The 24,148-nt window shown below is 42.6% G+C and carries 27 protein-coding genes and 1 pseudogene; 12 read left to right on the top strand and 16 right to left on the bottom strand.

Annotated features, from left to right (window positions below):
• Positions 1-79: 79 nt before the first annotated feature.
• Complete coding sequence (locus ACFX4H_RS18770; RefSeq protein ID WP_377436009.1) at positions 80-1,402, bottom strand: APC family permease; 1,323 nt, start codon at positions 1,400-1,402, stop codon at positions 80-82.
• A gap of 374 nt (positions 1,403-1,776) precedes the next feature.
• Entirely contained in the window at positions 1,777-2,604 is an 828-nt protein-coding gene (locus ACFX4H_RS18765) for an undecaprenyl-diphosphate phosphatase (RefSeq protein ID WP_034310327.1), read from the bottom strand.
• A gap of 147 nt (positions 2,605-2,751) precedes the next feature.
• Here ACFX4H_RS18765 and ACFX4H_RS18760 point away from each other — a divergent pair, with 147 nt between their 5' ends.
• Positions 2,752-3,501: a glycerophosphodiester phosphodiesterase gene (locus tag ACFX4H_RS18760; protein ID WP_034310325.1), complete on the top strand. Its 750-nt coding sequence runs from the start codon at positions 2,752-2,754 to the stop codon at positions 3,499-3,501.
• Positions 3,502-3,561: 60 nt separating this feature from the next.
• Here ACFX4H_RS18760 and ACFX4H_RS18755 read toward each other — a convergent pair whose 3' ends face one another.
• Positions 3,562-3,771, bottom strand: a complete 210-nt coding sequence (locus ACFX4H_RS18755; protein WP_034310322.1) for an alpha/beta-type small acid-soluble spore protein — start codon at positions 3,769-3,771, stop codon at positions 3,562-3,564.
• Between the two features lie 166 nt (positions 3,772-3,937).
• On the opposite strand from ACFX4H_RS18755, the gene ACFX4H_RS18750 reads away from it, so the two are divergent.
• A complete protein-coding gene (locus ACFX4H_RS18750; RefSeq protein ID WP_034310319.1) occupies positions 3,938-5,224 on the top strand; it encodes a glycoside hydrolase family 18 protein in 1,287 nt (428 codons plus the stop codon).
• Positions 5,225-5,469: 245 nt separating this feature from the next.
• Complete coding sequence (locus ACFX4H_RS18745) at positions 5,470-6,462, top strand: potassium channel family protein (RefSeq protein WP_323602481.1); 993 nt, start codon at positions 5,470-5,472, stop codon at positions 6,460-6,462.
• On the opposite strand, the gene ACFX4H_RS18740 is transcribed toward ACFX4H_RS18745, so the two are convergent.
• The 3 genes from ACFX4H_RS18740 to ACFX4H_RS18730 form a co-directional block, all read right to left on the bottom strand.
• On the bottom strand, positions 6,459-6,863 hold the full coding sequence (locus ACFX4H_RS18740) for a YugN-like family protein (protein ID WP_034310316.1): 405 nt from the start codon (positions 6,861-6,863) through the stop codon (positions 6,459-6,461). The genes ACFX4H_RS18745 and ACFX4H_RS18740 overlap by 4 nt on opposite strands.
• Before the next feature lie 198 nt (positions 6,864-7,061).
• Positions 7,062-8,408, bottom strand: a complete 1,347-nt coding sequence (locus ACFX4H_RS18735) for a glucose-6-phosphate isomerase (protein ID WP_034310314.1) — start codon at positions 8,406-8,408, stop codon at positions 7,062-7,064.
• A 147-nt stretch (positions 8,409-8,555) separates the two neighbouring features.
• Positions 8,556-9,719 (bottom strand): iron-containing alcohol dehydrogenase, encoded by a 1,164-nt coding sequence (locus ACFX4H_RS18730; RefSeq protein WP_377436008.1) that lies wholly within the window; start codon positions 9,717-9,719, stop codon positions 8,556-8,558.
• 203 nt (positions 9,720-9,922) lie between these two features.
• Here ACFX4H_RS18730 and ACFX4H_RS18725 point away from each other — a divergent pair, with 203 nt between their 5' ends.
• Positions 9,923-10,156, top strand: coding sequence for a DUF378 domain-containing protein (locus ACFX4H_RS18725; RefSeq protein WP_034310308.1), 234 nt, complete (start codon positions 9,923-9,925; stop codon positions 10,154-10,156).
• 135 nt (positions 10,157-10,291) lie between these two features.
• Here ACFX4H_RS18725 and yugI read toward each other — a convergent pair whose 3' ends face one another.
• The gene (gene yugI / locus ACFX4H_RS18720) at positions 10,292-10,696 is read right to left on the bottom strand and encodes a S1 domain-containing post-transcriptional regulator GSP13 (protein WP_034310304.1); all 405 of its coding nucleotides are present in this window, start codon (positions 10,694-10,696) and stop codon (positions 10,292-10,294) included.
• 344 nt (positions 10,697-11,040) lie between these two features.
• On the opposite strand from yugI, the gene ACFX4H_RS18715 reads away from it, so the two are divergent.
• Positions 11,041-12,384, top strand: coding sequence for a sodium-dependent transporter (locus ACFX4H_RS18715; protein ID WP_053536716.1), 1,344 nt, complete (start codon positions 11,041-11,043; stop codon positions 12,382-12,384).
• A gap of 140 nt (positions 12,385-12,524) precedes the next feature.
• Positions 12,525-12,878: a helix-turn-helix domain-containing protein gene (locus ACFX4H_RS18710; protein WP_063589788.1), complete on the top strand. Its 354-nt coding sequence runs from the start codon at positions 12,525-12,527 to the stop codon at positions 12,876-12,878.
• Between the two features lie 158 nt (positions 12,879-13,036).
• On the opposite strand, the gene ACFX4H_RS18705 is transcribed toward ACFX4H_RS18710, so the two are convergent.
• Positions 13,037-14,206, bottom strand: coding sequence for an aminotransferase (locus ACFX4H_RS18705; RefSeq protein WP_034310296.1), 1,170 nt, complete (start codon positions 14,204-14,206; stop codon positions 13,037-13,039).
• On the bottom strand, positions 14,203-14,703 hold the full coding sequence (locus ACFX4H_RS18700; protein WP_034310292.1) for an Lrp/AsnC family transcriptional regulator: 501 nt from the start codon (positions 14,701-14,703) through the stop codon (positions 14,203-14,205). The genes ACFX4H_RS18705 and ACFX4H_RS18700 overlap by 4 nt, the downstream gene beginning before the upstream one ends.
• Before the next feature lie 304 nt (positions 14,704-15,007).
• Here ACFX4H_RS18700 and ACFX4H_RS18695 point away from each other — a divergent pair, with 304 nt between their 5' ends.
• Positions 15,008-15,850, top strand: a complete 843-nt coding sequence (locus ACFX4H_RS18695) for an alpha/beta fold hydrolase (protein ID WP_034310289.1) — start codon at positions 15,008-15,010, stop codon at positions 15,848-15,850.
• A 277-nt stretch (positions 15,851-16,127) separates the two neighbouring features.
• Here the strand turns inward: ACFX4H_RS18695 and ACFX4H_RS18690 are convergent, their stop codons facing one another.
• Positions 16,128-16,388, bottom strand: coding sequence for a DUF1871 family protein (locus ACFX4H_RS18690; protein ID WP_063589786.1), 261 nt, complete (start codon positions 16,386-16,388; stop codon positions 16,128-16,130).
• Positions 16,389-16,491: 103 nt separating this feature from the next.
• Here ACFX4H_RS18690 and ACFX4H_RS18685 point away from each other — a divergent pair, with 103 nt between their 5' ends.
• Positions 16,492-17,667 carry a MalY/PatB family protein gene (locus tag ACFX4H_RS18685; RefSeq protein WP_377436007.1) on the top strand — a complete coding sequence of 392 codons (1,176 nt, stop codon included), beginning with the start codon at positions 16,492-16,494 and terminating at the stop codon, positions 17,665-17,667.
• A 37-nt stretch (positions 17,668-17,704) separates the two neighbouring features.
• Here the strand turns inward: ACFX4H_RS18685 and ACFX4H_RS18680 are convergent, their stop codons facing one another.
• Complete coding sequence (locus ACFX4H_RS18680) at positions 17,705-18,460, bottom strand: TraR/DksA C4-type zinc finger protein (protein WP_377436006.1); 756 nt, start codon at positions 18,458-18,460, stop codon at positions 17,705-17,707.
• Between the two features lie 143 nt (positions 18,461-18,603).
• On the opposite strand from ACFX4H_RS18680, the gene ACFX4H_RS18675 reads away from it, so the two are divergent.
• A complete protein-coding gene (locus ACFX4H_RS18675; protein WP_063589783.1) occupies positions 18,604-19,461 on the top strand; it encodes a manganese catalase family protein in 858 nt (285 codons plus the stop codon).
• Positions 19,462-19,501: 40 nt separating this feature from the next.
• On the opposite strand, the gene ACFX4H_RS18670 is transcribed toward ACFX4H_RS18675, so the two are convergent.
• The 4 genes from ACFX4H_RS18670 to ACFX4H_RS18655 all read right to left on the bottom strand — a co-directional run bounded on the left by ACFX4H_RS18670 (position 19,502) and on the right by ACFX4H_RS18655 (position 21,976).
• Positions 19,502-20,116: a PH domain-containing protein gene (locus ACFX4H_RS18670; RefSeq protein WP_034310278.1), complete on the bottom strand. Its 615-nt coding sequence runs from the start codon at positions 20,114-20,116 to the stop codon at positions 19,502-19,504.
• A 40-nt stretch (positions 20,117-20,156) separates the two neighbouring features.
• The gene (locus ACFX4H_RS18665; RefSeq protein ID WP_377436005.1) at positions 20,157-20,633 is read right to left on the bottom strand and encodes a GNAT family N-acetyltransferase; all 477 of its coding nucleotides are present in this window, start codon (positions 20,631-20,633) and stop codon (positions 20,157-20,159) included.
• 167 nt (positions 20,634-20,800) lie between these two features.
• A complete protein-coding gene (locus tag ACFX4H_RS18660; RefSeq protein ID WP_034310272.1) occupies positions 20,801-21,025 on the bottom strand; it encodes a hypothetical protein in 225 nt (74 codons plus the stop codon).
• A gap of 360 nt (positions 21,026-21,385) precedes the next feature.
• On the bottom strand, positions 21,386-21,976 hold the full coding sequence (locus ACFX4H_RS18655; RefSeq protein WP_034310270.1) for a peptidylprolyl isomerase: 591 nt from the start codon (positions 21,974-21,976) through the stop codon (positions 21,386-21,388).
• Positions 21,977-22,154: 178 nt separating this feature from the next.
• Here ACFX4H_RS18655 and kapB point away from each other — a divergent pair, with 178 nt between their 5' ends.
• Entirely contained in the window at positions 22,155-22,541 is a 387-nt protein-coding gene (gene kapB, locus ACFX4H_RS18650) for a kinase-associated lipoprotein KapB (RefSeq protein WP_034310268.1), read from the top strand.
• A gap of 37 nt (positions 22,542-22,578) precedes the next feature.
• Here the strand turns inward: kapB and kapD are convergent, their stop codons facing one another.
• Positions 22,579-23,202, bottom strand: coding sequence for a 3'-5' exonuclease KapD (gene kapD, locus ACFX4H_RS18645; RefSeq protein WP_034310264.1), 624 nt, complete (start codon positions 23,200-23,202; stop codon positions 22,579-22,581).
• A 258-nt stretch (positions 23,203-23,460) separates the two neighbouring features.
• Between kapD and ACFX4H_RS18640 the strand changes: the two genes are divergently transcribed.
• Complete coding sequence (locus ACFX4H_RS18640) at positions 23,461-24,054, top strand: transglycosylase domain-containing protein (protein ID WP_377436004.1); 594 nt, start codon at positions 23,461-23,463, stop codon at positions 24,052-24,054.
• A pseudogene (locus tag ACFX4H_RS18635) lies at positions 24,021-24,107 on the top strand (hypothetical protein); the annotation flags it as partial. The gene ACFX4H_RS18640 and the pseudogene ACFX4H_RS18635, both read left to right, overlap by 34 nt.
• Positions 24,108-24,148 lie beyond the last annotated feature (41 nt).

Genomic DNA, 24,148 nt, shown 5'->3' with positions numbered 1-24,148 from the left:
TTTCACCACTTCTATCCAACGGGAAAATTTCATTCCAGCAACAAAAAAACCTTCACTGCATGCAGTGAAGGTTTTTTCATTAATTTGAACGTTTACCATCCCGCTCATTTTTCTTAAGGAGCCAGTACACTGGCATACCGATAATGAGGATGATCACTGAGTACAAGGCATTTAAAGGTGTTTGGATCAACGTGCTTAAAACGATGTATATTGCACCAGCAATCGCCACGATGGGGATGAATGGGTAAAACGGCACTTTATACGTTTTTGCATCCGGATCTTTTCTGCGTAAGATGAAGACCGCAAAGAAGGCTAATCCATAAAAACAGAAGACAGAGAAAACAGCCATATTGGTAAGTTTGTCAGGGTCTGTTGCAACCATCATGATGATTGCAATGAACACTTGCAATACCGTGGCATTTATAGGCGTTTTAAACTTGGGCGATATTTTTCCGATTTGTTTATGGCCTGGCATCATTTTATCAGTCGCCATCGCCAAGGTAATGCGCGGAAAGGTCAAAAGCTTTCCGTTCAAGCAACCGAAGATTGAAATCGCAATTCCGATCGATATCAATTTCCCGCCCAATTCACCGAATAGAAGGGTTGCTGCAACATTCGCTGCATTCGTACCATGGGCTATGACTCCCTCCGCCCCCAATACATGAAGCATGGCAAGATTCACACCCAAGTAAGCGACCATGACCACGACCAATCCCGTTATGATTGCCCGCGGCAACGTTTTCTGCGGATTTTTCATTTCCCCTGCCATGAAGCCGACATTCATCCAGCCATCATACGCCCAGAGCGTTGCCAAAATCGCACCGGCCATACTGATTTTCATTGAACTTTCGCTATCGATATTGAATACAGGCATCTCACCTTGTGCGATACCGAATACCGCTATGAAAATGATCGGGATCAATTTAGCAACGGTCGATAAGGTTTGGATGATACCGCCGTATTTTGTCCCCAGCAAGTTCATGCCTGCTATGAATACAATCGTCAGAATCCCTATCGCCAAAGAGTAGCTTGAAGCGATCTTAAATATTCCGGCAATTAATAACCCGAAGTATAAACTGAGTGCGCCCATGACTGCAGGTCCGTATACCAATGTTTGAACCCAGCCGCATAGGAATCCCCATGCTTTACCGTACACTTCTTCCATATAGACATATAAGCCGCCCGTTTTAGGAATCCGTGTACTTACTTCCGCAATCGTCAACCCGCTTGCAAGGGTAATCAGACCGCCTATCAGCCAAGCTAACAAGGCCATGGTTGAATTACCGCTCAATTCAAGCACGTCACCAGGTCTCATGAAAATACCAGAACCGATAACTGTACCAACTACAATAGATGTTCCAACCCAAAAGCCAATCGTTTTCTTCAATTGGTCATTTCCCATGTTGTCCTCCCCAGGTGTACACATGTACTTTATTTATACTAAAATTATATCATATAAATTATACGGAAATAGTTTATGTAATCATTTGAATATTCCGGAAAATACTCAAACACGTTGGTATCATTACGCTCAGGCAGTTTTATTTCATTTATATTTTTTTTATCAATTATGACTGAAACTGCCCTGAAAACCGAATGTTTTTTTATTATAAAAAGATTTATTGAGTTTTTACTCAATAATGACGAATTAAAAACTTAAAAAGTGAATTATCATTCGTTATTAATTTCATGGGAATCCTGCTTATTTTCGGACACACAAAAAACCACCCCGAATCAACGGGGTGGTTCCTCTCCTCTTTCAAGCTTCATTTCGTATTACCAAATAATGAATAGAAGCACAACCGCCAAGACGATCCGGTAAATGGCAAAAGGAGTCAATTTAACTTTATTGATTAAAATCAAGAAAAAGCGGATACAGAATAACGCAAAGATAAATGCACTGATGAAACCTGCAATAAAGAATGGCAGGACTTCAGGCGTGAAGCTATCCCAGTACTTCACGATTTTTAACAGACTGGCACCAGCCATGATCGGCACTGCCATGATGAACGTGAAATCGGAAGCAGCCCGATAGCTCATCCCTAATAGCACACCGCCTGATATCGTTGAACCTGAACGGGAAAATCCCGGCCATAGTGACAAACATTGAATTAACCCTACACCTAAGGCTTGTTTATAAGTGATTTGGTCAACCGTCTCTGCAGTCAGCTTTGGACGGAATTTATCCGCAGCAATCATCAAAAACGCGCCAAGGAACAATCCGACGATAACCGTCTTCATCGTAAATAGATTATCATCAATGTAATCTTCGAATAATAGACCTAAAACGCCCGCCGGCAACAATCCGACAATGATCTGCAATAGGTTAAGCTTTTGGCCGTTCCCAGCGGATGTGCCTTTCAGCTTCCTTAAACCAAGCAAGTCCATGAATCGCCCCCAGAAGAGCACCACAACGGCGAGTATCGAACCAAGCTGGATGACCACCTTAAAGGCATTAGCCACTTCACTCCCGAAAAGCTCTTTCGAATTCAGCCATAAATCATCAACGATAATCATATGCCCTGTTGACGATACAGGAGCAAACTCAGTTAATCCTTCTACAAGACCAAGGATAACTGCAACAAAAATTTCCCACATATTCATTTTATTCACCTCATATTTCGAACACCTATTTATGGAAATACCATATGTATTTTACTCGTTGTTTAAAATATTGTCTATTAAACATTGCTGAAACAATTCAAGCGTACATGTATGATAGGGTTCAAGATAAAGTTTAAAGGGGAAGTGATGATTTTGCAAAACATACTGATTTTCGCCCATAGAGGGTCCAAGGGGACGCATCCTGAAAATACCATGGCAGCCTTTCAAAAGGCGGCAGAAATCGGGGCCGAGGGGATCGAGTTCGATGTCCACCTCAGTTCTGACGGGGAATTGGTCATCATCCATGACGAAACACTTGATCGAACGACCACCCTTACTGGTTATGTAAAAGATCATTCGGCACAAAAACTGAAAACGGCTGATGCCGGGAGCAAATTTTCCAATGAATTCCTTGGGGAGCGGATTCCTTTTTTAATGGACGTTTTCGACTGGGCTAAGGGGAATGCTTTATTGATGAATGTCGAAATCAAGACGGATAAACTCGCTTATGAAGGAATCGAACAGAAGATCATTGATTCAATTCGCCAATATGGAATGGAAAACCGGGTGATTCTCTCTTCCTTCAACCATCAATCCATTGAAAAAGTGAAGATGCTTGCCCCAGATCTTGAACGGGCATTATTGTTCGAGGGACTTCCTGAAAACTTCGAAGAAATCTTACGTGATAAAAAAGAATTGGGTTTTCATCCAGATAAAAACAGCCTGACTCCTGCGGTTAAAGAAAAAGCGAAAAAACTTGGATATAAAATCCGGCCTTGGGTCGCCAATGATGAAGCCGACATCGTCAGGCTGGCAGAGTTGGGAGTCGACGTCATCATGACCGATTTTCCTGAAAGGGCAATCAAGATTTTAAAAGCTTGGCAGTCACATGGCTGAGCAATGCGAAAGAGAAGGAGCGATGCTCCTTCTCTTTCTAATCCATATTTATTCAATTAATTAACGAGAAAAGTTTGAACCGCCTAGTTGTTGTTCAGCCATTTGAACCAAACGTTTTGTGATTTCCCCACCAACAGATCCGTTAGCGCGAGAAGTAGTGTCAGCACCTAGGTTTACACCAAATTCACTAGCGATTTCATTCTTCATTTGTTGTAGAGCTTGTTCTGCACCAGATACTAAAAGTTGATTGCTGTTATTGTTGTTTGCCATGTGTTTTTCACCTCCTACTAATATTAATTAGCATTTTAAGCTTAAATTATTATTGCCAATTTATTGAATTTTTTTGTTTACGTTTCTCCCAATCCTGAGCTCTTTATCATGAATTTCTTTTTATGCTCATAAACTGTTAGGAAACTTTCAGTAGGAGGGAAAAGAATTGCAAATACATGTGGTTAGGCCAGGCCAGACGTTATATGGCATCGCCCAGACGTACAGCGTAACCGTCGACAGGCTCGTTGAATCAAATAAGATCCCTAACCCAAATAATCTTGTTTCGGGGCAGGCCCTTGTTATTCCAATCGTCGGCAGTTATTATTTCGTTCAACCAGGTGATAGTCTTTATACCATTTCCCAAAGGGTTGATGTCCCTGTTCAAGAATTGGCAAATATAAATGGCATTTCCGAAAATCAAATCCTATCCGTTGGATACCGGCTTTATATTCCGGCACGGAGGAAAAGGACTGCCGAATTCAACGGCTATGTCGAGCCGAGGGGCACGACGGTTGCACCGGCCCTTGAGACGGCCGCCAGGGAAGCTGCGCCCTATTTAACCTACTTAGCCCCTTTCAGCTTCCAGGCGCTGCGAGACGGCTCCTTAAAAGAGCCATTGCTCAATGACTTCCCTGCCATCGCCAGGGAAAATAAAAATGTCCTGATGATGGTGATCACAAATCAGGAGAATGACCAATTCAGCGATGAGCTCGGGCGAATCATCTTAACGAATACTTCCGTTCAGAATAAGTTCCTGAACAATATCGTTACAACGGCAAAGAAATACGGTTTCCGGGATATCCACTTTGACTTTGAGTATTTACGGCCGGCCGACAGAGAAGCCTATAATCAATTTCTCCGAAAAGCCAGGGATCGCTTCAAGAAGGAAGGATGGTTCATTTCCACGGCACTGGCCCCTAAAACAAGTGCTGAGCAAAAAGGCCGTTGGTATGAGGCCCATGACTATAAAGCACATGGTGAAATCGTCGACTTCGTCATCATCATGACATATGAATGGGGGTATAGCGGCGGACCGCCAATGGCAGTGTCACCTATCGGACCTGTTCGGGATGTCCTCGAATATGCCGTCACCGATATTCCTTCCAACAAGATCCTGATGGGGCAAAACCTATATGGCTATGATTGGACCCTGCCTTTTGTACAGGGATCCACTGCCAGGGCCGTGAGTCCGCAGCAGGCCATCCAGCTTGCGGCGGACAATGATGTTTCCATCGAGTATGACGAAACCGCACAGGCCCCTCACTTCAATTATACCGATATTGAGGATAGGCAGCATGAGGTGTGGTTTGAAGATGCCAGATCGATTCAGGCAAAATTCGATTTACTCAAAGAATTGAACTTAAGGGGAATGAGTTATTGGAAGCTCGGCTTAGCCTTCCCCCAAAACTGGCTGCTCATCAGTGATAACTTCAACGTACGGAGAAGGGTTTAACAAAAGATATAGGAATACCGAATCTGAAATGGGCATATAATCAACCATCGAGCATGAAGTCCATTCAGGATACGTGACTCAGCACTAAAAGCCTTCCGACATCTTCCGGAGGGCTTTTATCATTTACGGTAATTCGATCAGGCTATATGCCGATATTCATCATTCAAAGTTTGTCTGTCCGGACCCTTATGAGCCATGCCTTTTTTGACCATACTATAAGGAACAGCTCAAAGGGTGTGAAAATAATGATTCGAATCGGTCCATACATCAGTACCGTTCCCAGATTTCCGCGTTTCATCAGATTGCTTTCCATCATCGCCTTATTTTTACTTTCATTCGGGGTCTTGATCCACATTGTGGAGCCGAAGAGATTCCCCACCTTACTTGATGGCATCTGGTGGGCAATCGTGACGATGTCAACGGTCGGCTATGGAGATTTCACTCCCGTGACCAATCTTGGCAAAATCATTGGGATGGTCCTCATTTTGTCAGGGGCCGGCCTGATTACTTCTTATTTTGCGTACATCGCTAAAATTTCCATATCCAATGAACAGCAATTTCTAACAGGAAAGAAAGTATTCGGCGGCGGCGGACATATTATCATTGTGGGCTGGAATGGCCGTTCCAAGAGAATCATCCAAAACATCCATGATCGTAAGCACCATCAATCCATTGTCCTTATCGATGATACACTGCAAAAGCACCCGCTTCCACGAACGAATATCCACTTTATCCAAGGAAAGGCTACATTGGATTCCGTTTTGCAGAAAGCCAATATTAAACAAGCCATTCGCGTCCTTATTACGGCTGACCTTAAGCAGGACGAGCTGCAAACGGATATGTTCTCGATTTTAACGTTACTGGCCGTCAAAGGGCTGAATCCGCATGTGTATTGTCTTGTGGAAATATTGACGCATGAACAAAAGGAAAATGCTTTACGGGCTGGGGCGGACGGTATAGTCGAAACGAATAAATTCGCGAGTGAATATATGCAGGATTGCTTATCGAAGGGGATCATAACGGAAGCCAGAGAACAAAATGAGCTGGATGGATTGAGCCTCAAACAGCTGCCCATCCAGGATGACTGGGCGGAATTGACGTTCAAACAGCTGAACGTTAAGCTATTCGATCAAAACATTTTATTGGTCGGCATCATTTCAGGAGGCAAGACCTTAATCAAGCCCCCCGGAGATGTAATCATCCATCGTGATGACACTCTACTCATCATTGATGATTAATGTAATAAAAGCTTTTCCAGATTACGGACAAGCGTTTTTCCTAATGAGATATAGTTTTCCGGAAATTCGGCATCCGGATTTTCAGGCTCGGCAAACTGATTGAAGGAAGCGGATAGGTTTCCGATATTTCCTTCATCATCAATCCCGTCCTCGTACTTATGAGATAACAAAAACGGTTGTAAGAGTTCGACCATTACCCCGTCCTGATCGAGTGAACCATCAACAGCCTTGAAAGGGACCCGCAAGAATTGGTAGCCATCACTGTCATCAATCTTATAATCAAAAGATCCGTGGTCATAATCCCATCCCCCGCCTATTGCATATCCTTCCGGTTTTAACTTTGTCTCCAGATCGAACAAACCGAATGTTTTCCCTTCCAACTGAGAAGAAATTTTAATCATTGTATAAAACCTCTTTCGCTAATTTTCTATTAGCTTAACCAAAGCGCCTAAAAAAAAACCTGGAACGACTCTATTGTCCCCTCGAAAGGCATAAGGAACTTGGCTTCCAAGCCATCCTTTCGCTTTAGTGAAATTTCCACCGTTTCCTTCTTTAACAAAAAAAGGCATCAAGCCATTTTCCGGCTTGATGCCTTTATATTATAAGCGCTGTTCGAGCTCCGCTTTTTTCTTTTCATAACCCGGCTTGCCTAAAAGAGCAAACATGTTCACCTTATAGGCTTCCACTCCAGGCTGATCAAATGGATTTACACCCAGTAAATAACCGCTCATTGCACAAGCTTTCTCGAAGAAATATACAAGGTAGCCAAAAGTATAAGCATCGAGCTGAGGAACCGTTACGATCAGGTTGGGAACGCCACCGTCCGTATGGGCTAACAGCGTACCTTCAAATGCTTTATTATTCACGAATTGCACCGTTTCACCTGCTAGGTAATTCAGGCCGTCCAAGTCATTGGACGCTTCTTCAATCAAGATTTCGTGTCGGGCCTTATCGACTTTGATGACCGTTTCAAAAAGATCACGCCGTCCTTCCTGGACATACTGCCCTAATGAATGCAGGTCAGTCGAGAAGTTAGCCGATGAAGGGAATATCCCTTTTTGATCCTTCCCTTCACTTTCTCCAAATAACTGTTTCCACCACTCAGAGAAGTATTGAAGTCCAGGCTCATAGTTTATCAGCATTTCAATCGTTTTCCCTTTATTGTAAAGGATATTCCGAACCGCCGCATATTGGTATGCCTGATTCTCCCCTAGCTCGGAAGAACTGAAGTCGGCCCTGGCACGCTCGGCTCCCTCCATGATTTGATCGATATCCGCCCCGCTGACAGCAATCGGAAGCAGCCCTACAGCCGTTAAGACCGAGTAACGTCCGCCAACATCATCAGGAATGACGAAAGTTTGGAAACCTTCCTCCGTTGCTACCGTTTTTAATGCGCCCTTCTCTTTATCAGTCGTAGCATAAATGCGGCTCTTAGCTTCTTCAACGCCGTATTTTTGTTCAAGCAGTTTCCTGAAAATCCTGAAGGCCAGTGCAGGCTCCGTGGTCGTACCGGATTTAGAGATGACGTTGATCGAGAAATCCCTATTTTCCAATAGGTCCATCACGTCCTGCATATATGTAGAGCTTATATTATTACCGACAAATAAAATTTGCGGTGCTTTCCTTTTATCCGAAGGTAGAATGTTATAAAAACTATGTTGAAGCATCTCAACTGCTGCCCGTGCTCCCAGATATGATCCACCGATTCCGATAACCAGCAGCACTTCTGAATCTTCTTTTATTTTCGCGGCCGCTTTTTTGATTCTTGAGAATTCTTCTTTATCATAATTGGCGGGTAAATCAAGCCAGCCAAGATATTCATTGCCTGCCCCTGTCTGCTCATGCAGGGAATGGTGTGCCACTTTTACAGCATCCTGTAGATAGGTAATTTCATGCTCCCCGAAAAACGGCAGGGCTTTTGAATAATCGAAACGAATATGGGCCATTCAAATTCCTCCTTGAATTCTTTAGTTTCCCTTTCACTTTATCTGATGTAATTCTCATAATCAAGAAATCGATCAAGTAAATAACGAATTATGCATATAAAGCAATCTCCCACCTGGCAAGGAGGGAGATCGGATCATATCACTTGTTTATAAGGAAGCCCGTAAAATGGCAAGGACATCTTCACGGTTCAGGACTTTGAATCGTCCAAATTCCCCTCTGCTCATCGCTTTATCAGCCATGACTTCCAATTGTGAGTCATCGATGCCATAATCCGAAAGATTGGTCGGCGCCCCTAAGCTGCTCCAAAATGACCTAAGTCTTTCAATGCCTTCAAGGGCCGCTTCCTCATCCGTTTTACCTTCCGGATCTACATGGAATACACGGACTGCAACTTGTTTAAAGCGTGCGACATTTTCATGGAGCACATGCTTCATCCAATTCGGGAATAAGATGGCCAATCCTCCTGCATGCGGGATGTCATAAACAGCTGAAACGGCATGTTCAATGTTATGCGTTGCCCAATCACCGCTGTAACCAACCCCAAGTGACCCATTCAAGGCTAGGTTTCCGGCATACAGGATAGTGGCCCGATGCTCATAATCCTCTAGGTCTTCCAATAGTTTAGGTGCCGTTTCAATCACCGTCGATAACAGCGATTCACAAAAACGGTCTTGCAGCGGTGCATGCGTTGCCGGGTGGAAGTACGTTTCGAATACATGTGACATCATATCGACCATTCCGTATACCGTCTGGTCTTTTGGTACTGAAAAAGTATTTTCAGGGTCCAAAATGGAGAATTGCGGAAATACCAATGGACTTCCCCATCCATATTTCTCTTTCGTTTCCCAGTTTGTTATGACAGATCCGGAATTCGCCTCAGAGCCTGTTGCAGCTAAAGTCAGCACCGTTCCGAATGGAAGGGCCTCTTCGACTGGTGACTTCTTAATGACAAGATCCCATGGATCACCCTCATATTTAGCACCTGCAACGATGGCCTTTGTAGCGTCTATAACGCTTCCCCCTCCAACCGCAAGGACAAAGTCGATCCCATGTTCTTTACAAAGGTCAACACCCTTCCGGACTGTTGAGATGCGTGGATTCGGTTCAACTCCGGAAAGTTCGTGCACCTCTGCATCGATCTCTTTCAAGGCATTGATCACTTTTTCATATAAGCCATTTTTCTTTATGCTCCCCCCGCCATATACAAGTAAAACTCTATCGCCATAGGCGGGAATTTCAGTTTTTAAGCTTTCAAGCTGACCTTTCCCGAAAATTACTTTTGTAGGATTTTTATATGTGAAATTCTCCAATGGTATCTCTCCTTTAATGCCACATTGACTCCGTTTTCGAATGAACGACAGGGCCAAGTGCTAGTTTTTCTTTTATTCATTATGACCAATGTTCCATTTAAATACAAAATATCCGCCCTAACTTTTGAGTGGATGTATATTTACATGCTGAAAATGCATGATAAGTAAAGAACTGATTTTTTCAAAAAAAAGGAGGCTGTACAATGAGTGGAATACAAAGAATTGCACTTGTTCTTACTATAATCGGGGCAATCAACTGGGGATTAATAGGGTTTTTCCAATTTGACTTGGTCGCTTCGATTTTCGGAGGGCAAGATGCCGGAATGGCCCGTATCGTTTATGGATTGGTTGGAATTGCAGGTCTCATTAATCTTGGTCTTCTCTTTAAACCAAGTCCTGAAATTTCCAGGGAGCCTGAAACCAAACCGACTCGCTGAGATCTTGATCATCGACAATGTTAGGTTCTATAAAATAAAGCCGGACCATGGATAAACACATGACCCGGCTTTATTTCTTCATGTGCCCCAGGACAAAAAAAACCGGCTGATCGAGGATCTGCCGGTTCTAAAAAATTATTTTTTGATTAAGTCTTCGCGTTGAGATTGTTCAATCCACTCTTGAAGTTTGTCTTTCAATGTGTTGAAACCTTCAGTAGATTCGATGTGAGATGTCGCTTTAACAGATGCTTGGCGTTTTTTCGGAGCTTTTTTCGGAGCTTCAGTACGCTCAGGAGCTTCTTCTGTAGCGCGGATCGATAAGCCGATTTTTCCAGCAGCTGAATCGATGGAAAGAACTTTAACTTTCACTTCATCGCCCACTTTTAAATGTTCGTTAATATCTTTAACGAAGCCGTGAGTGATTTCAGAAATATGAACTAAACCTTGAGTTGATTCATCTAAAGCAACAAATGCACCGTATGGTTGAATACCAGTAACTTTACCAGCAACTACCGCACCAATTTCGAATTTTTCAGACATGGTAACACTCCTATTTTATATATATTTTTTCGTCTTTTCACGCAATAAAAAATTATATCACATAATTGGAAAATAATCAAAGTTAAGTATACCATACTTTTTGGGATTTTACTCATTAAAAATGTTTGTTTTTTGGAAATAATAAATATTATAAGATCTTTGTATATAACTTAACCTAAAAATTTGCAAATAACCCCTATTTCCCTTAAGATATTTACTCATTTTTCTAAAGATTGTAATATTAAACCTATCCAATTGCCCCTAATCATAGTAAGATGAGAAAATGTTTTAAAAAAAATAATATACAGCTAGATATTCTTTACATCTAAAGGAGTTTTTCCATCATGTCAAAACAAGATCAATGGACTTCAAAACTTGGGTTCATCCTGGCAGCCGCGGGATCCGCTATCGGATTGGGCGCCATCTGGAAGCTCCCGTATATGACCGGGGAAAATGGCGGTGGGGTCTTTTTCCTGCTCTTCATTATATTCACCCTGCTTATCGGGGCACCGATATTAATAGCGGAATTCACGATTGGCCGCAATGCACAGAAAGATGCCATTAGCGCATATAAACATATCGCCCCTGGAAAGCCTTGGGCATTGATTGGATATGGCGGTGTCGTCGCTTCAATCATCCTTCTTTCCTTCTTCAGTGTTGTTGGAGGCTGGATCATCTCCTATTTAGCAAGGAGCTTTACAGGTTCCCTCTCAAACTTGACGCAAGAGGAATATGGGAACTTCTTCAATACGATAATCAGTAATCCTTATGAAACGGTCATCGCTCAGTTATTATTCATGGTCTTTACCATTTGGGTCGTGCAAGGCGGCGTTTCCAAGGGAATTGAAAAGGCTAATAAATATATGATGCCTTCATTGTTCATTCTTTTCATCATCCTTCTTATCCGATCCTTGACTCTGGATGGGGCAATGGAAGGTGTTAAATTCTTCTTGAAACCGGACTTTTCCGCATTAACAGGGGAAACGATCCTATTGGCACTCGGCCAATCCTTCTTTGCACTAAGTGTCGGTGTTTCCGTGATGGTAACCTACGCATCCTATTTAAGTAAAAAAGAAGATATTACAAAATCGGCCTTTTCGGTAGTTGGACTGAATATCTTCATTTCCTTGCTGGCAGGTTTGGTCATCTTCCCGGCTGTTTTCGCCCTGGGCTTCAGCCCTTCAAGCGGGCCTGGACTGGTATTTGTCGTGTTGCCTGCCGTCTTCAATGAAATGGCGCTTGGCGGGATCTTCATGTTCATTTTCTTCATATTATTATTATTTGCCACCCTTACGACGGCATTCTCCATTCTCGAAATCGTCGTTGCAGCCATGATCAAGGGGGATTCCGCAAAACGGAAGAAGGCCTCTTGGATAGCTGGTATCACCGTTTTCCTGATTGGGATTCCTAGCGCATTGTCCTTTGGGGTGCTTTCGGATGTGAAGATTTTCAATTTATCCATATTCGATTTCGCGGATTATCTGACAAGCAATATCGCGCTGCCAGTCGGCGCCTTGTTCATATCCCTTTTCATCGGTTATCAAATGAAAAGGATCGAAGTACAAAAGGAGTTCGAAACTGGCGCTGATCCCGGCCGATCACTTTTTAAACTTTGGTACTTCCTGATTCGCTACATCGTGCCGATCATGATCATACTCGTATTCCTTAAGTCAACTAATCTCATTTAACATTCAACATGCCGTTTCGATATTTCTCGATGCGGCATTTTTTTCACAAAACCTACATATTCCGTTCCTTCACTTAAGTAATAATATGGTAAAATAATTACATAATAAAAATATATTTCCTGAAAAAGGAGTGTCTGACCATGTCAAATATCGCGAAAAATATCCGTCAATACCGAGAAGATCACAACCTAACTCAACAGGAACTGGCTTTGAAATTACGAATCGGCACGAAGAAAATCGAAAAGTATGAATCGGGTGAATCGGTTCCTGATACACAAACCATTTTACGTCTTTCCACCGTTCTTGACATTCCGGCTTCAGAATTCCTGAAGGATGCCCAGACCGGTAACGCCGCTGGTATCGACGAGGACATAAAAAAATTGATTGAAGAAATCGGAACCAAAAAAACTGAGCTCATTCTAAGAACAGCCAAGGACTTTAGCGAAGAACAAATTCTGAAAGTTATGCATACTTTATATAAAACACAAGCTTAATTCAAAAAATGGGTCGTAGTATGTGTATTTTTTTTCTGGGTACTGGATATACTATGATTAACACTTTCTATGTTAATCCATTAGATTAACTCTTTTTTCTAATTCCCCCTATGGAAAGGGATCCGGCTGCTAATGGCCGGATCCCTATTTTTTTGCTTTTATTGGCAATGATTCTTCATGAAACGTTCCATTCTTCTGAGCGCCTCCTGAAGCTGTTCCATGGAGGATGCATAAGAACAGCGGATATGACCTTCACCGCTTTCCCCGAACACATCTCCCGGTACAACGGCAACAAGTTCTTCCGTCAGAAGTTTTTCAGCAAATTCCATCGAAGTCATCCCCGTTCTCTCGATTGATGGAAAAGCATAAAAAGCCCCGCCGGGATTATGGCAATCCAGCCCCATATCGTTAAATGATTTCACGATATAATTTCGTCTTCTCCGATAACTCCGACGCATTTCTTCCACATCCTGCATACCGTTCTTTAAAGCTTCCAATGCAGCATGCTGCGCAACGGTCGGCGCGCACATCATCGCATATTGGTGAAGCTTAAGCATCGCTTCGGAAATTTCCTTAGGTGCACAAACGAACCCAAGACGCCACCCTGTCATCGCAAACCCTTTCGAAAACCCATTGATGACAATCGTCCGCTCCAGCATGCCGTCAACGGCAGCAAAAGAAGTGAATTCCTCATCATAAGCAAGTTCGGCATAGATTTCATCGGAAATCACCAGCAAGTCATGCTTTTTAACGATGTCAGCAAGCATCACTAATTCTTCCTGCCCAAGCTGGGTTCCCGTCGGGTTATTCGGTGAACAGATTAAAACGGCTTTCGTTTTAGGCGTGATCGCCGCTTCGAGTTGTTGGGGAGTCAACTTAAAGTCTTCTTCCTTGGATGTTTGGACCGTGACCGGTATTCCCCCTGCCATGGTCACAAGCGGTGCATAGGCGACGAAACAAGGTTCGACGACAATGACTTCTTCACCTGGATTCAAGATGGTCCTCAGGGCAATATCGAGGGCCTGGCTTGCTCCGACCGTGACAATGATTTGATCATCCGGTCTATACGAAACATGGAACTGCTTCTCCATATACCGGCTGATTTCCGACCTTAATTCAAATAATCCGGCATTGGCCGTATATGAGGTATATCCTTCCTCCAGGGAGTTGATCGCCGCTTCCCTTACCGCCCAAGATGTAACGAAATCCGGTTCACCTACACCAAGCGAAACGACCCCTTCCAAATTGGCTGCCAAGTCAAAAAAGCGGCGGATGCCTGATGGCTTAAGCTCTGCAATCGTTTTTGAAACATAACTCGTTTTAATCATGGTGACACCACTATCCGCTTATCTTCTTCAGTTTGATCAAAAATGGTGCCATCATGCTTGTATTTTTTCATTATGAAGTGAGTCGTCGTAGAAATGACGGAATCCAGTGTCGAAAGTTTTTCCGAAACGAAGCTTGCCACTTCGTTCATCGAACGCCCTTCGACAATGACTGAAAGATCATATGCCCCAGACATTAAATAAACGGACTCGACTTCTTTGAACTTGTAAATCCTTTTTGCAACATCATCGAAACCGACGCCCCGTTTTGGAGTGACCTTTACATCGATCATCGCTGTGACACCATGGTATTCATCCACTTTAGCCCAGTTAATGACTGTTAAGTAACGTACAATGACCCGCATATCTTCCAATTTCTTCAATGTTATTTCAATGTCCGAATCTGATTGATCGGTCATTTTAGCCAAATCCTTCAGATCAATCCGGCTGTTATTTTCAATGATTCTCAAGACTTCCAATTCCTCTTCATTCAAGTGCATTGGAAAACCCCCCTTTTGGAATTCACTAATTTAGCTGTGATGGTTTGGCTGGCAGATAGTCTCACGAATTACCTTATTAGACTTTTTAAAAAACCTATATGACAATATAATTTAATAAGTCCTATGCTGTCAGGATAAACTTACACTATTATATCAAAATTGGCTGGTGACCTGTTATAGTAATTGTCTTTTTTCATCGTTATTATTACAATTACTGTTATGCAACAGTATTATAGGACCTTTTTTGGAATATTCAGGGTAACATGGGTTTTTATCATGGAACAATAACGGAGGAGGAGCTTATATGGAAAGTCATACAATCAAAGGTCTCGAACGGGTAGGGAATATCGAAATCTATTTTGAATATGACAGAATCGATGATTCTCTCCCCACCCTTGTCCTGCTTCACGGATTTTTGTCATCGAGCTTCAGTTTCCGTAAATTAGTCCCCCATTTAATCAAGGAATACAATGTGATCTCCATAGACCTCCCGCCATTCGGGCAAAGCGGAAAAGATTATCGATATACATATTCATTCCGAAACATCGCTAAATCCGTCGTTATGTTCCTGGAGGGAAAAGGAATCAGGAAATTCAGTATCATCGGCCATTCCATGGGCGGGCAGATTTCCCTGCAGCTCATCAAGTCATATCCTGATCTTGTCGACCATGCCATTCTACTTGCCGGCTCAGGCTATCAGCCCGGCTATTCGGAAAAAATGAAGATGGTCAGTTACCTGCCTTTCTTTTCATACGGGATAAAACGGTATCTGCAAAAATCAGGTATCGAAAAGAACTTGAAAAATGTCGTCCATGACCCGGCGATGATTGACGATGAAATGCGGCAGGGATATCTAGGGCCATTCATAAAGAAGCATGATATTTTCCGGGCATTGGGAAGGATGCTTCGAGATAAGGAAATCGATTTGCTGAAGGAGGACCTTAGTGATATTCATACACCATGCCTGCTTATTTGGGGAAGACATGATCGAGTGGTGCCATTGAGTATCGGCGAAAGGCTTCATGATGATCTGCCCAATTCCGAGCTTGTTGTCATTGAGGATTCCGGGCACCTTCTTCCAGAGGAGAAACCTGAAGAAGTGTATCAACTAATTAAGGGGTTTATTGGAGTAGCCACCCCAACGTAAACTCACGAGTAAATCGCTGTAATTCACGAGTAAATCGCCAAAACTCACGAGTATACTGCACAAACTTACGAGTAAAAGCACAAATCACCAAAAAATCGCCGAATCTCACGAGTAAATGGGCGAAACTCACGAGTAAATCGCCGAATCTCACGAGTAAATCGCCAAAACTCATAAGTATACTGCACAAACCATCAGTTAACTGAACAAACTATGGGTATAGAGCAAAAAAACAACGTAAAAAAGGTGCCCCTGATTTCCGGGTACACCTTTTTCACCTTTATATCGAACAGCTTGCATCATTTTTTATGATGAGCAGCTTTCGTGCAACGTCCAGGCACTTTTCCATCTGAATGGATTCATCGAATGCGAACTCGTAAATGGATTTTATTCTTTCCGCCAGTTCCTTCGGGTCATCTATATCCCGGATTGCTACGACCGTATCTGCAATTTCCGGCTCATATAGATCCCAACCTATCTTGAAAGGGTCCCATTCTTGTAAAACGGCAACCAACGCTAAATTCATTTGCTGTGTATCCATCTAATTTATCACCTGCTCAATATTTTCAAAGAACATGATATCATAGTATCATAACAACAGGCTTTTCGCGAAGACGACAAATTTTTATTCGGTGGTGGATATTTTGAACAAATCAATATTTGAAGAACAAATCAACAGGGAAAATTCAGGGTCTGCAAAATGGGATAAAAACTCCCTCACATCCTTATATGGGCGTGAGGATGTTCTGCCAATGTGGGTTGCCGATATGGACTTCCCATCTCCTGAGGGCATTCAAAAGGCATTGATGGAACGCTTGAATCATCCAATTTTCGGCTATACCGTCCCTTCTGAAACGGTTTTTACTGAAATTCAAAGCTGGCTTAAAGACCGGCACTCCTGGCAAATCGATAAGAAGTGGATTTCATTCAGCTCCGGCGTCGTTTCCGCAATCGGTACAACGATCCAGGCATTTACGAACCCGGGCGATAAAATACTGTTACAATCTCCCGTCTATACCCCATTTTTTGATATGATCAAAAATAATGACCGGGAAGTGGTCAATAGTCCCCTTATCATAGAAAAGGACCGCTTCGAGATTGATTTCAACGATTTTGAGGACAAGCTGAAAAGCGGAGTGAAACTATTCCTTTTTTGCAGTCCGCATAACCCTGGCGGACGCGTTTGGACAAGGGATGAACTCTTGCGGATCGGGGAGCTATGTGAAAAATATGATGTAGTCATCGTCAGTGATGAGATACATGCTGACTTATTCCATACAACATCCAAGCATTATCCGATCGGCTCCCTTTCAGGAAAATTAGCGGATAGGACCGTTACATTGATGGCGCCAAGCAAAACATTCAATATTGCCGGCCTTCAGGCTTCATTCCTGATCACCAGTAATGAAAGATTGCAGAAGAAACTGCAAATGGCGCAAACGAAACTGGCCTTCCATGGCCTTAACATCTTTGCCTTAACAGCAATGGAAGCCGCATATCGGGAGGGCTTGGAATGGCTGGAAGACATGCTTGGCTACATTGAGGAGAATATAAAAGTGGCAGAGGAATTCATTGCAGCCGAAATCCCTTCACTGCATGTCATGCATCCGGAAGCCTCTTACCTTTTATGGATTGACTGCCGTGACCTTGGATTGACCGACAAGGAAATAAAGGAACGACTGATCCATCAAGGGAAGCTCGCATTGGAGCCTGGTTCTAAATACGGACCTGGCGGAGAAGGTTTCGTCCGCATGAATCTCGGTTGTTCACGCAGCGTCCTGATGGATGGGCTAAACCGGTTGAAATTGGCTTTTTCTTAAAAAAAAGAACCAGGCTTAGAATCCTGGTTCTTCTTTTTCAATCTTTTTCTTCATCCACATAAGGATCATGCTCATATCGGGGCAAATCCCCAAATGGGGTTTGAATATTTTCTTCAAAAAGTTCTTCCTTCAATTCTTCATATTGGGAGTTCGGATAAACCGTTACCTCTTTACCGTATATATCCACACCAACGAAATTTTCATAATTTTCCACATAGCCGACATTTTCTTCGGACTCCACATACATATCTTCGTAATCGTTTGGCGGATTTACGAAATCGGAAGGCGATTCAGATGTTCCATAACTGGCAACATCCTGCCAAGAATCTTCCGCATCGTACGCAACCGATTCATGCCGGTCATCATAATCAAACCTCCCAAATGGGGGTCCGAGCACTTCCTCTTCCACCGGCCGATTGTCCGAAGTTTCCTGTGAGGGGGTATGCTCGACACAATAAGTCGTAGTAGGGATCGCTTTCAAACGTTCAAGAGGTATTTCCTTTGAACAAACCTCGCATTTTCCATACTCACCTGCCTCGATGGCAGAAAGCGCTCGTTCAATATCCCTTATTTCATCCCGATCATGCTCGGAAAGGGCTAAATCCTTTTCCCGTTCATATAACTCGGTTCCTTCATCTCCGGGATGATTATCGTAACTCGATAACTCACCAGTCGAATCCTCCAGGCTTCTTCTTAAATCGTAGTTGCCTGAATCATTTAATCGCTCTTCCAACTCTTGCTTCGTTTGCTGCAATTGCTGTTGAAATTCTTTTAGCTGCTGATTGGATAGCATGTGCAACATCCTTTCAAAATCGTTCTTCCCTCTAGTATTTCTCTCTTCCCGCCATTCCATAAAGGTACTTTTTACCTTAGGAATAATTTAATTCAGATAACAGAAGCTAACTTAGAAATATTCATTTTAAGGAGGGCTTCCATTTGTACTTCTATAAAGAAGACTTAATCAATATGATCGTTCCCGATAAGCCTGATCCAAATGCAGCAAAAGTGCTCCAGGAAACGCTTGGAGGGCAATTCGGTGAAATGCGGACAATGATGCAATATTCTTTCCAAAGCGCCAACTTCCGCGGCAAGGCTAAACAATATCGTGATTTAATTCGCGGGGTTTTCTTGGAGGAGCTGAGCCACGTCGAACTTGTCCAATCAACCATCAATCAGCTGCTGAATGATGCTGGCGGGGATATGCCAGGAGATTCCGGTACCGATGGCGCCCCATTGGATGAAGTCATCAAAGGCGGCGCAAACCCCCACCATTTCATCATCGGTGCGAAAGCATCCCTGCCCGTCGATGCTGGCGGCAATCCTTGGAACGGATCATGGGTTTATGATCATGGTAATCTTGTGGCGAACCTTTTGAATAATGTCATGCTTGAATCTACAGGAGTCCTGCAAAAGTCCAGGATTTATGAAATGAGTTCCAATAAAACAATGCGCGAAACACTGGCATTTTTAATGGTTCGCGACAATTCCCACCAAAATGCATTTGCCAAGGCATTGGAAACACTTGGGGTCGACTGGGGAAAAATCTTCCCTGTGCCTAATTATGATTTGAACAAATATCCTGAATGCCGCAAATATGTGGATTTAGGCTACCATAATGCCCAATTCAATTTCAGGATGGATCAAACGCGGATCAGCCAGATTTTCCAAGGGGAGACACCGAGCCGAAATGGCGGAAACCTTGCTGTTACCGAGCCGCCAAAAGGATTCCCGGTCCCTGAAATGCCGGATATGCCAAATGAGCATAGCCCGGGATTGAATGATTTGAATAATTAAAAAAGAAGGCGGACACATCATTCTGTGTTCGCCTTCTTTTTTAATTATTGATATATTTCTCAAAAACAAAGCCAAAATCTTTCACATGGTACTTTTTCCGGCTGTCCATCAACCATTCGAAAGCGGCCGAATTAATTTCCTTGAAACTTGCCGCCATTTGGCTTCCATCAGTGCGAACCTGGTTCAAAGTGGAAGAAGCAAGGTTTACGCTTTGCTGGGCATATTGAAGGGCAAACTCATTCTCATGGCTAATTTCAGATATTTTCACGAGTGATTTGAACAAGTCCTTTAATTCTTCAATGAATTTCTTATGGACATCAATGGAGAACGTCTTTGCACCGATCGAAAATTTAATTTCCGCATCCAAGTCCACTGTCCCTGCGGTTTCAAGCGTGGCGTTGGAAATCGTATACTGACTGTAGCTATATCTCGTAAGTGTTCGCTTTTTGCTGATTGCACTTGTGCCGTCCAAATGTATGAACGCTTGATTCGTGAAGCAGTACTCATCGGTTTTCGATTTAATCAGGAAATAAATTTTTTCCCCATCTTCATGCATGATATAATCATCTGCATCCACCTTGTCATAATCTGCAGGACTAATCACACTTCCAATATCACTAAGACCAAGGGCATCAGCCGCCATTTTCTTAAACATAACCATTCCCCCTATCAATATCCAGGTGAACTTCACCTTATTATAAGCATTTCTCCAGTATGATCTCGTCTCGGATCGGAATTCCATCAAAACTGTAAAATGGTATTTCCGGCTTGATTTTCCGTGATTCTTCCACGGCATTTTTAACGATTTCCGAAATGACATAACCACGCTTTTGAAAAAACTTCAACGCCTGTAGATTATCGTTCGTTGTAATCGCTTTAATAGTAAGGCAATTTTTTTCCTTAGCGATATTTTCCATCACATAAAGCAATGATGAGCCCACACCTTGATTCTCATGCTCACTGTTCAAAGAGATGATCTGACATACATGGTCGGATAATTTGTATGTTCCCAACCCCGTGATTTTTCCATTCTCGTCCATCACCCCAACACCCTCAAGTTCCGCATAATGAAACAAGCCTCTTGAAAAAACGACTTGAGTCGTCTCCCAGTGCTGAATGAAAAAATCCTTGACCGTATCTGCCGCAATCATTCTTTTAGCTACGATTTGCATAACCAATTACGCCCCCAAAATTTCTATCTCTATGCTTTTAGTATAAAATGCTTATGCTGAGAAGGGAACATTTAATTCTTTACGACCTTCTAACAAAATATAATACCATTCATATTCAGATAATCAATATTTAAAAACGGGGCTCGCGATGCAGGCATCTTCCGGGATCAGGAAATGGTATCATCCTTTATACGCTGGTTCCTTCTGGTGACCTCATCTTCGAATTGCTTCGTTTTCAATTCTTCCTTCTTTGAATATCTTATAATTGCCCTCATCGTAAAAACGGCCGCCACTAAAAAAATGAAGCAAGTTATACCAGCCGAGATATATTCAGTCTTGTCTTCCGGAAAGTAAAGAAACAAACCTAGTAAAGCATGATTGAGAAAGTCCATCCGTTACATCCTTCCTGATAGGGAATTAAACTGCATTCTCTCATTATATCAATTACCAGAACAATCCACTAGTGGGCGTAATCCACTAAAACGTAAAAAACGAGAGGCACTGAGCCCCTCGCTTATCTTTTATTTAGGCTCTTTTCGTAAAGATTGATGTTTTTAAAACGAAACTATTTAAGGTTGATTGGAGCGGAAGTGCGAGACCCCTGCGGGAGCAGCGGGATAGGTGAGACCCCACAGGCGTTTACGCCGAGTAGGCTCACCGCCCGCCCCGCGGAAAGCGAGCATCTGGAGGGGAAATCAACCACAACTCACTACCTGGTAAATAGCAACAAAGTATGTGAAAACAACCTTTATTTATAGAATGGTGATCCCTTTAATGACAACGTCAACTGCTGGCTTGTCTCCCGCAACTGTCTCTACGTTAGCAATCGTATCAACAACGTCCATGCCTTCGACCACTTGTCCAAAAACAGAGTGTTTATGATCCAGCCAGGGTGTGCCTCCTTGTTCCATATAAGCACTGATGATTTCTTCCGGATAACCGGCTTGCTTCATTTGCTCACCCATCCTGCTGTCCACATGCTGGGCTTGTACGACGAAGAATTGGCTGCCGTTTGTTCCCGGGCCTGCATTAGCCATGGAAAGAGCTCCGCGCAAATTGAATAATTGCATGGAGAACTCGTCCTCGAATGGAGCTCCCCAAATACTTTCTCCACCCATTCCAGTCCCTGTCGGATCTCCGCCTTGAAGCATGAAATCCTTGATGACACGGTGGAAGATGATTCCTTCATAATAACCGTTTTCAGCATGTGTCAAGAAATTCTCCACTGTCTTTGGAGCCAGTTCAGGGAATAGTTTAATTTTAATATCGCCCATCGTCGTTTGCATGATGACCGCTTTTTCATTTTCCAAAACTTCACTTGTTAATTGCGGAAAGTTTGTCATTGTACATAACCTCTTTCTTTTTAAAATAAAATGGCATGAAACACCATTTTTCATCTTCATTTGTACACTTTACACGATTTTCAAAAAAAAAGCATCTTTACGAAATTGAACAAATTCGCTGTGAAAAATCGTTGTTCTTATGTATCATGAAGGAAGTTAAAAGAAAGGTGGTAGGGAAATGTCAGAACAGGATTTTAAAATCGGCGATAAGGTTACCGCCATATATAAAACTGGAAAATACATCGGGGAAGTCACCGATATCAGACCTGCTGCATATCTTGTTAAAGTGTTGGCTGTTTTGAAGCACCCCATGCAGGGAGATCTTCATAACCCAAAACAAACGGAAGTGTCCATGTTCCATCAGCGGCGTGCTCTTGCATTCCGGGAACAAACCAATGTACCAAAGAATATGGTAAGGACATTCGATGAGGAGATTCCGGAGTATAAGGAATCCTTAAGAGAAGCTGTTGATAAAATGAAAGGCACTTTAAGCGAAGCCCAAACAGAGTGGAATGATAAAAGCTTACAGTTGCTTGAAGATCTAGCGGCGGATTATTTCAAATAAAGCTTAAAAGCCAAATCAGTAGTATATGATTTGGCTTTTATAACGCTAAATGATTCAATACCTTTGATAAATCAATGCGATCGCCAATTGTCGTCGGTTCATGATTTTTCATATAACTTTTATCTTTCTCCACTAACTTAAAGATATTATATGTCGTAATCGCATCATCCAGCGCCCTATGATGCTTGCCTGTCCCTTCTTTGCCATAGGCCTGTACAGCTTTCCAAAGTCCGGTTTGATTTTGATCCCCGAAAAAGCGTTTATACTCCAGGCATAGATCATTTTCCTTCCCTGAAAAAGGGAAATCCAATCCTGCCTTCTGACAATTCTGGCGAAGCACCTTCATGTCCATATTTCCCCAAGTAACAATCGTCGTCGGGTGCTGTTCATCTATTTTCTTCAATAACGCAACCAGCTCTTCAAATGAAATCCCCCGGTCCACCTGATCCTGGGTAATGTTCAAGAACTTCTTGCATCTTCCCGTTAAAACTGGAAATTTCAATGGGTTAACAAAAGATGAGAATTGTTCCTCAATGGTCTCATTAATGACGGTGACTAAACCAACCTCAATGATTTCCGGATAAAACCCCGTTGGATTGGCTTTTCCTTCCGGCATCGTAAATTCAAAATCTATGAATACATATTGCTGTTGTTCCTCCATTTTTATGACCCCCTTCATATTCCTGACATCAACATATAAACAAACATGGTTTTTTCTCACGAGATTATTATAACAGAAGATTTAGAAAGTTATTTCTTTGCCATTCGAATACCGCGCTAGCCGTCATACCTAATTTACCCAAAACCCTTTATTGTCTACATTTTTTGGATCACGATGGATGAATGAACCAAAAGTACCATTTTTTCATTCCTTCATTCCAAGGACATACTAAAAATATATTAGTTAGGAAGTTGAACTATGCGCACGTATCTTGGCTATATCACGATTCCCCTCTTAGTTCCGGTATTGATCCTTTTCATTTTCTTTTCCCATCAGGAGTGGTCCTTAGCGCAATCTCCCTATCATGTACTCGACGAGCGAATTCCTGTTGAATCGATAGAACTGGCTCAGAATAGTTACATGAAGGCCGCAAATGGAAAGGTCATCAGTGAAATTTCCACTGGTGAGAAACGGACTTACTTAAAACTTGAAGATATCCCCCTTTTCCTGGAAAATCTGTTCATCGTTACAGAGGACCAGAAATTTTATGATCATGCAGGAGTCGACCTATCCGGCATAAGGAGGGCGCTTCTTATCAATTCACAAAATAAAACAATCGAACAAGGCGGCAGTACCATTACCCAGCAACTGGCCAGGAATGTTTATCTATCACATGATAGGACATATAACCGAAAACTCAGTGAACTCATTTATGCCTCTCAGATAGAGCGAAAAAAATCAAAACCGGAAATCATGGAGCTATATTTGAATGCCATCTATTTCAGTAATGGAGCTTATGGAATCGAAGCTGCTTCCCAATATTATTTAAAAGTAAACCGACTGGAGAGTTAACCAAGGCGGAACTTGCCTTCCTTGCCGCAATCCCTAATAATCCGGAATACTATAATCCCCTTGAACATTTCGATGCGACGAAAAAGCGTCAGGA

Origin of the sequence: Peribacillus sp. YIM B13477 (assembly GCF_042787955.1) — a bacterium.
Lineage (GTDB): Bacteria > Bacillota > Bacilli > Bacillales > DSM-1321 > Peribacillus > Peribacillus frigoritolerans.
Note: the sequence above shows the minus strand (reverse complement) of the source record. Positions and strands in the feature narration are given on the sequence as shown.

What these genes read in the sequence shown, in the direction of transcription:
- ACFX4H_RS18700 (WP_034310292.1), bottom strand. Translation starts at nt 14,703, where the DNA reads ATGCACTTGAATGAAGAGGAATTGGAAGTCTTGAGAATCATTGAAAAT.
- ACFX4H_RS18735 (WP_034310314.1), bottom strand. Translation starts at nt 8,408, where the DNA reads ATGGCCCATATTCGTTTCGATTATTCAAAAGCCCTGCCGTTTTTCGGG.
- ACFX4H_RS18655 (WP_034310270.1), bottom strand. Translation starts at nt 21,976, where the DNA reads ATGACAAACTTTCCGCAATTAACAAGTGAAGTTTTGGAAAATGAAAAA.
- ACFX4H_RS18705 (WP_034310296.1), bottom strand. Translation starts at nt 14,206, where the DNA reads ATGATTAAAACGAGTTATGTTTCAAAAACGATTGCAGAGCTTAAGCCA.
- ACFX4H_RS18725 (WP_034310308.1), top strand. Translation starts at nt 9,923, where the DNA reads ATGAGTGGAATACAAAGAATTGCACTTGTTCTTACTATAATCGGGGCA.
- ACFX4H_RS18715 (WP_053536716.1), top strand. Translation starts at nt 11,041, where the DNA reads ATGTCAAAACAAGATCAATGGACTTCAAAACTTGGGTTCATCCTGGCA.
- ACFX4H_RS18740 (WP_034310316.1), bottom strand. Translation starts at nt 6,863, where the DNA reads ATGATTAAAATTTCTTCTCAGTTGGAAGGGAAAACATTCGGTTTGTTC.
- ACFX4H_RS18765 (WP_034310327.1), bottom strand. Translation starts at nt 2,604, where the DNA reads ATGAATATGTGGGAAATTTTTGTTGCAGTTATCCTTGGTCTTGTAGAA.
- ACFX4H_RS18755 (WP_034310322.1), bottom strand. Translation starts at nt 3,771, where the DNA reads ATGGCAAACAACAATAACAGCAATCAACTTTTAGTATCTGGTGCAGAA.
- ACFX4H_RS18690 (WP_063589786.1), bottom strand. Translation starts at nt 16,388, where the DNA reads ATGGATACACAGCAAATGAATTTAGCGTTGGTTGCCGTTTTACAAGAA.
- ACFX4H_RS18660 (WP_034310272.1), bottom strand. Translation starts at nt 21,025, where the DNA reads ATGGACTTTCTCAATCATGCTTTACTAGGTTTGTTTCTTTACTTTCCG.
- ACFX4H_RS18745 (WP_323602481.1), top strand. Translation starts at nt 5,470, where the DNA reads ATGATTCGAATCGGTCCATACATCAGTACCGTTCCCAGATTTCCGCGT.
- ACFX4H_RS18695 (WP_034310289.1), top strand. Translation starts at nt 15,008, where the DNA reads ATGGAAAGTCATACAATCAAAGGTCTCGAACGGGTAGGGAATATCGAA.
- ACFX4H_RS18770 (WP_377436009.1), bottom strand. Translation starts at nt 1,402, where the DNA reads ATGGGAAATGACCAATTGAAGAAAACGATTGGCTTTTGGGTTGGAACA.
- ACFX4H_RS18760 (WP_034310325.1), top strand. Translation starts at nt 2,752, where the DNA reads ATGATTTTGCAAAACATACTGATTTTCGCCCATAGAGGGTCCAAGGGG.
- ACFX4H_RS18670 (WP_034310278.1), bottom strand. Translation starts at nt 20,116, where the DNA reads ATGTTTAAGAAAATGGCGGCTGATGCCCTTGGTCTTAGTGATATTGGA.
- ACFX4H_RS18640 (WP_377436004.1), top strand. Translation starts at nt 23,461, where the DNA reads ATGCGCACGTATCTTGGCTATATCACGATTCCCCTCTTAGTTCCGGTA.
- ACFX4H_RS18665 (WP_377436005.1), bottom strand. Translation starts at nt 20,633, where the DNA reads ATGCAAATCGTAGCTAAAAGAATGATTGCGGCAGATACGGTCAAGGAT.
- kapB (WP_034310268.1), top strand. Translation starts at nt 22,155, where the DNA reads ATGTCAGAACAGGATTTTAAAATCGGCGATAAGGTTACCGCCATATAT.
- yugI (WP_034310304.1), bottom strand. Translation starts at nt 10,696, where the DNA reads ATGTCTGAAAAATTCGAAATTGGTGCGGTAGTTGCTGGTAAAGTTACT.
- ACFX4H_RS18680 (WP_377436006.1), bottom strand. Translation starts at nt 18,460, where the DNA reads ATGCTATCCAATCAGCAGCTAAAAGAATTTCAACAGCAATTGCAGCAA.
- ACFX4H_RS18710 (WP_063589788.1), top strand. Translation starts at nt 12,525, where the DNA reads ATGTCAAATATCGCGAAAAATATCCGTCAATACCGAGAAGATCACAAC.
- kapD (WP_034310264.1), bottom strand. Translation starts at nt 23,202, where the DNA reads ATGGAGGAACAACAGCAATATGTATTCATAGATTTTGAATTTACGATG.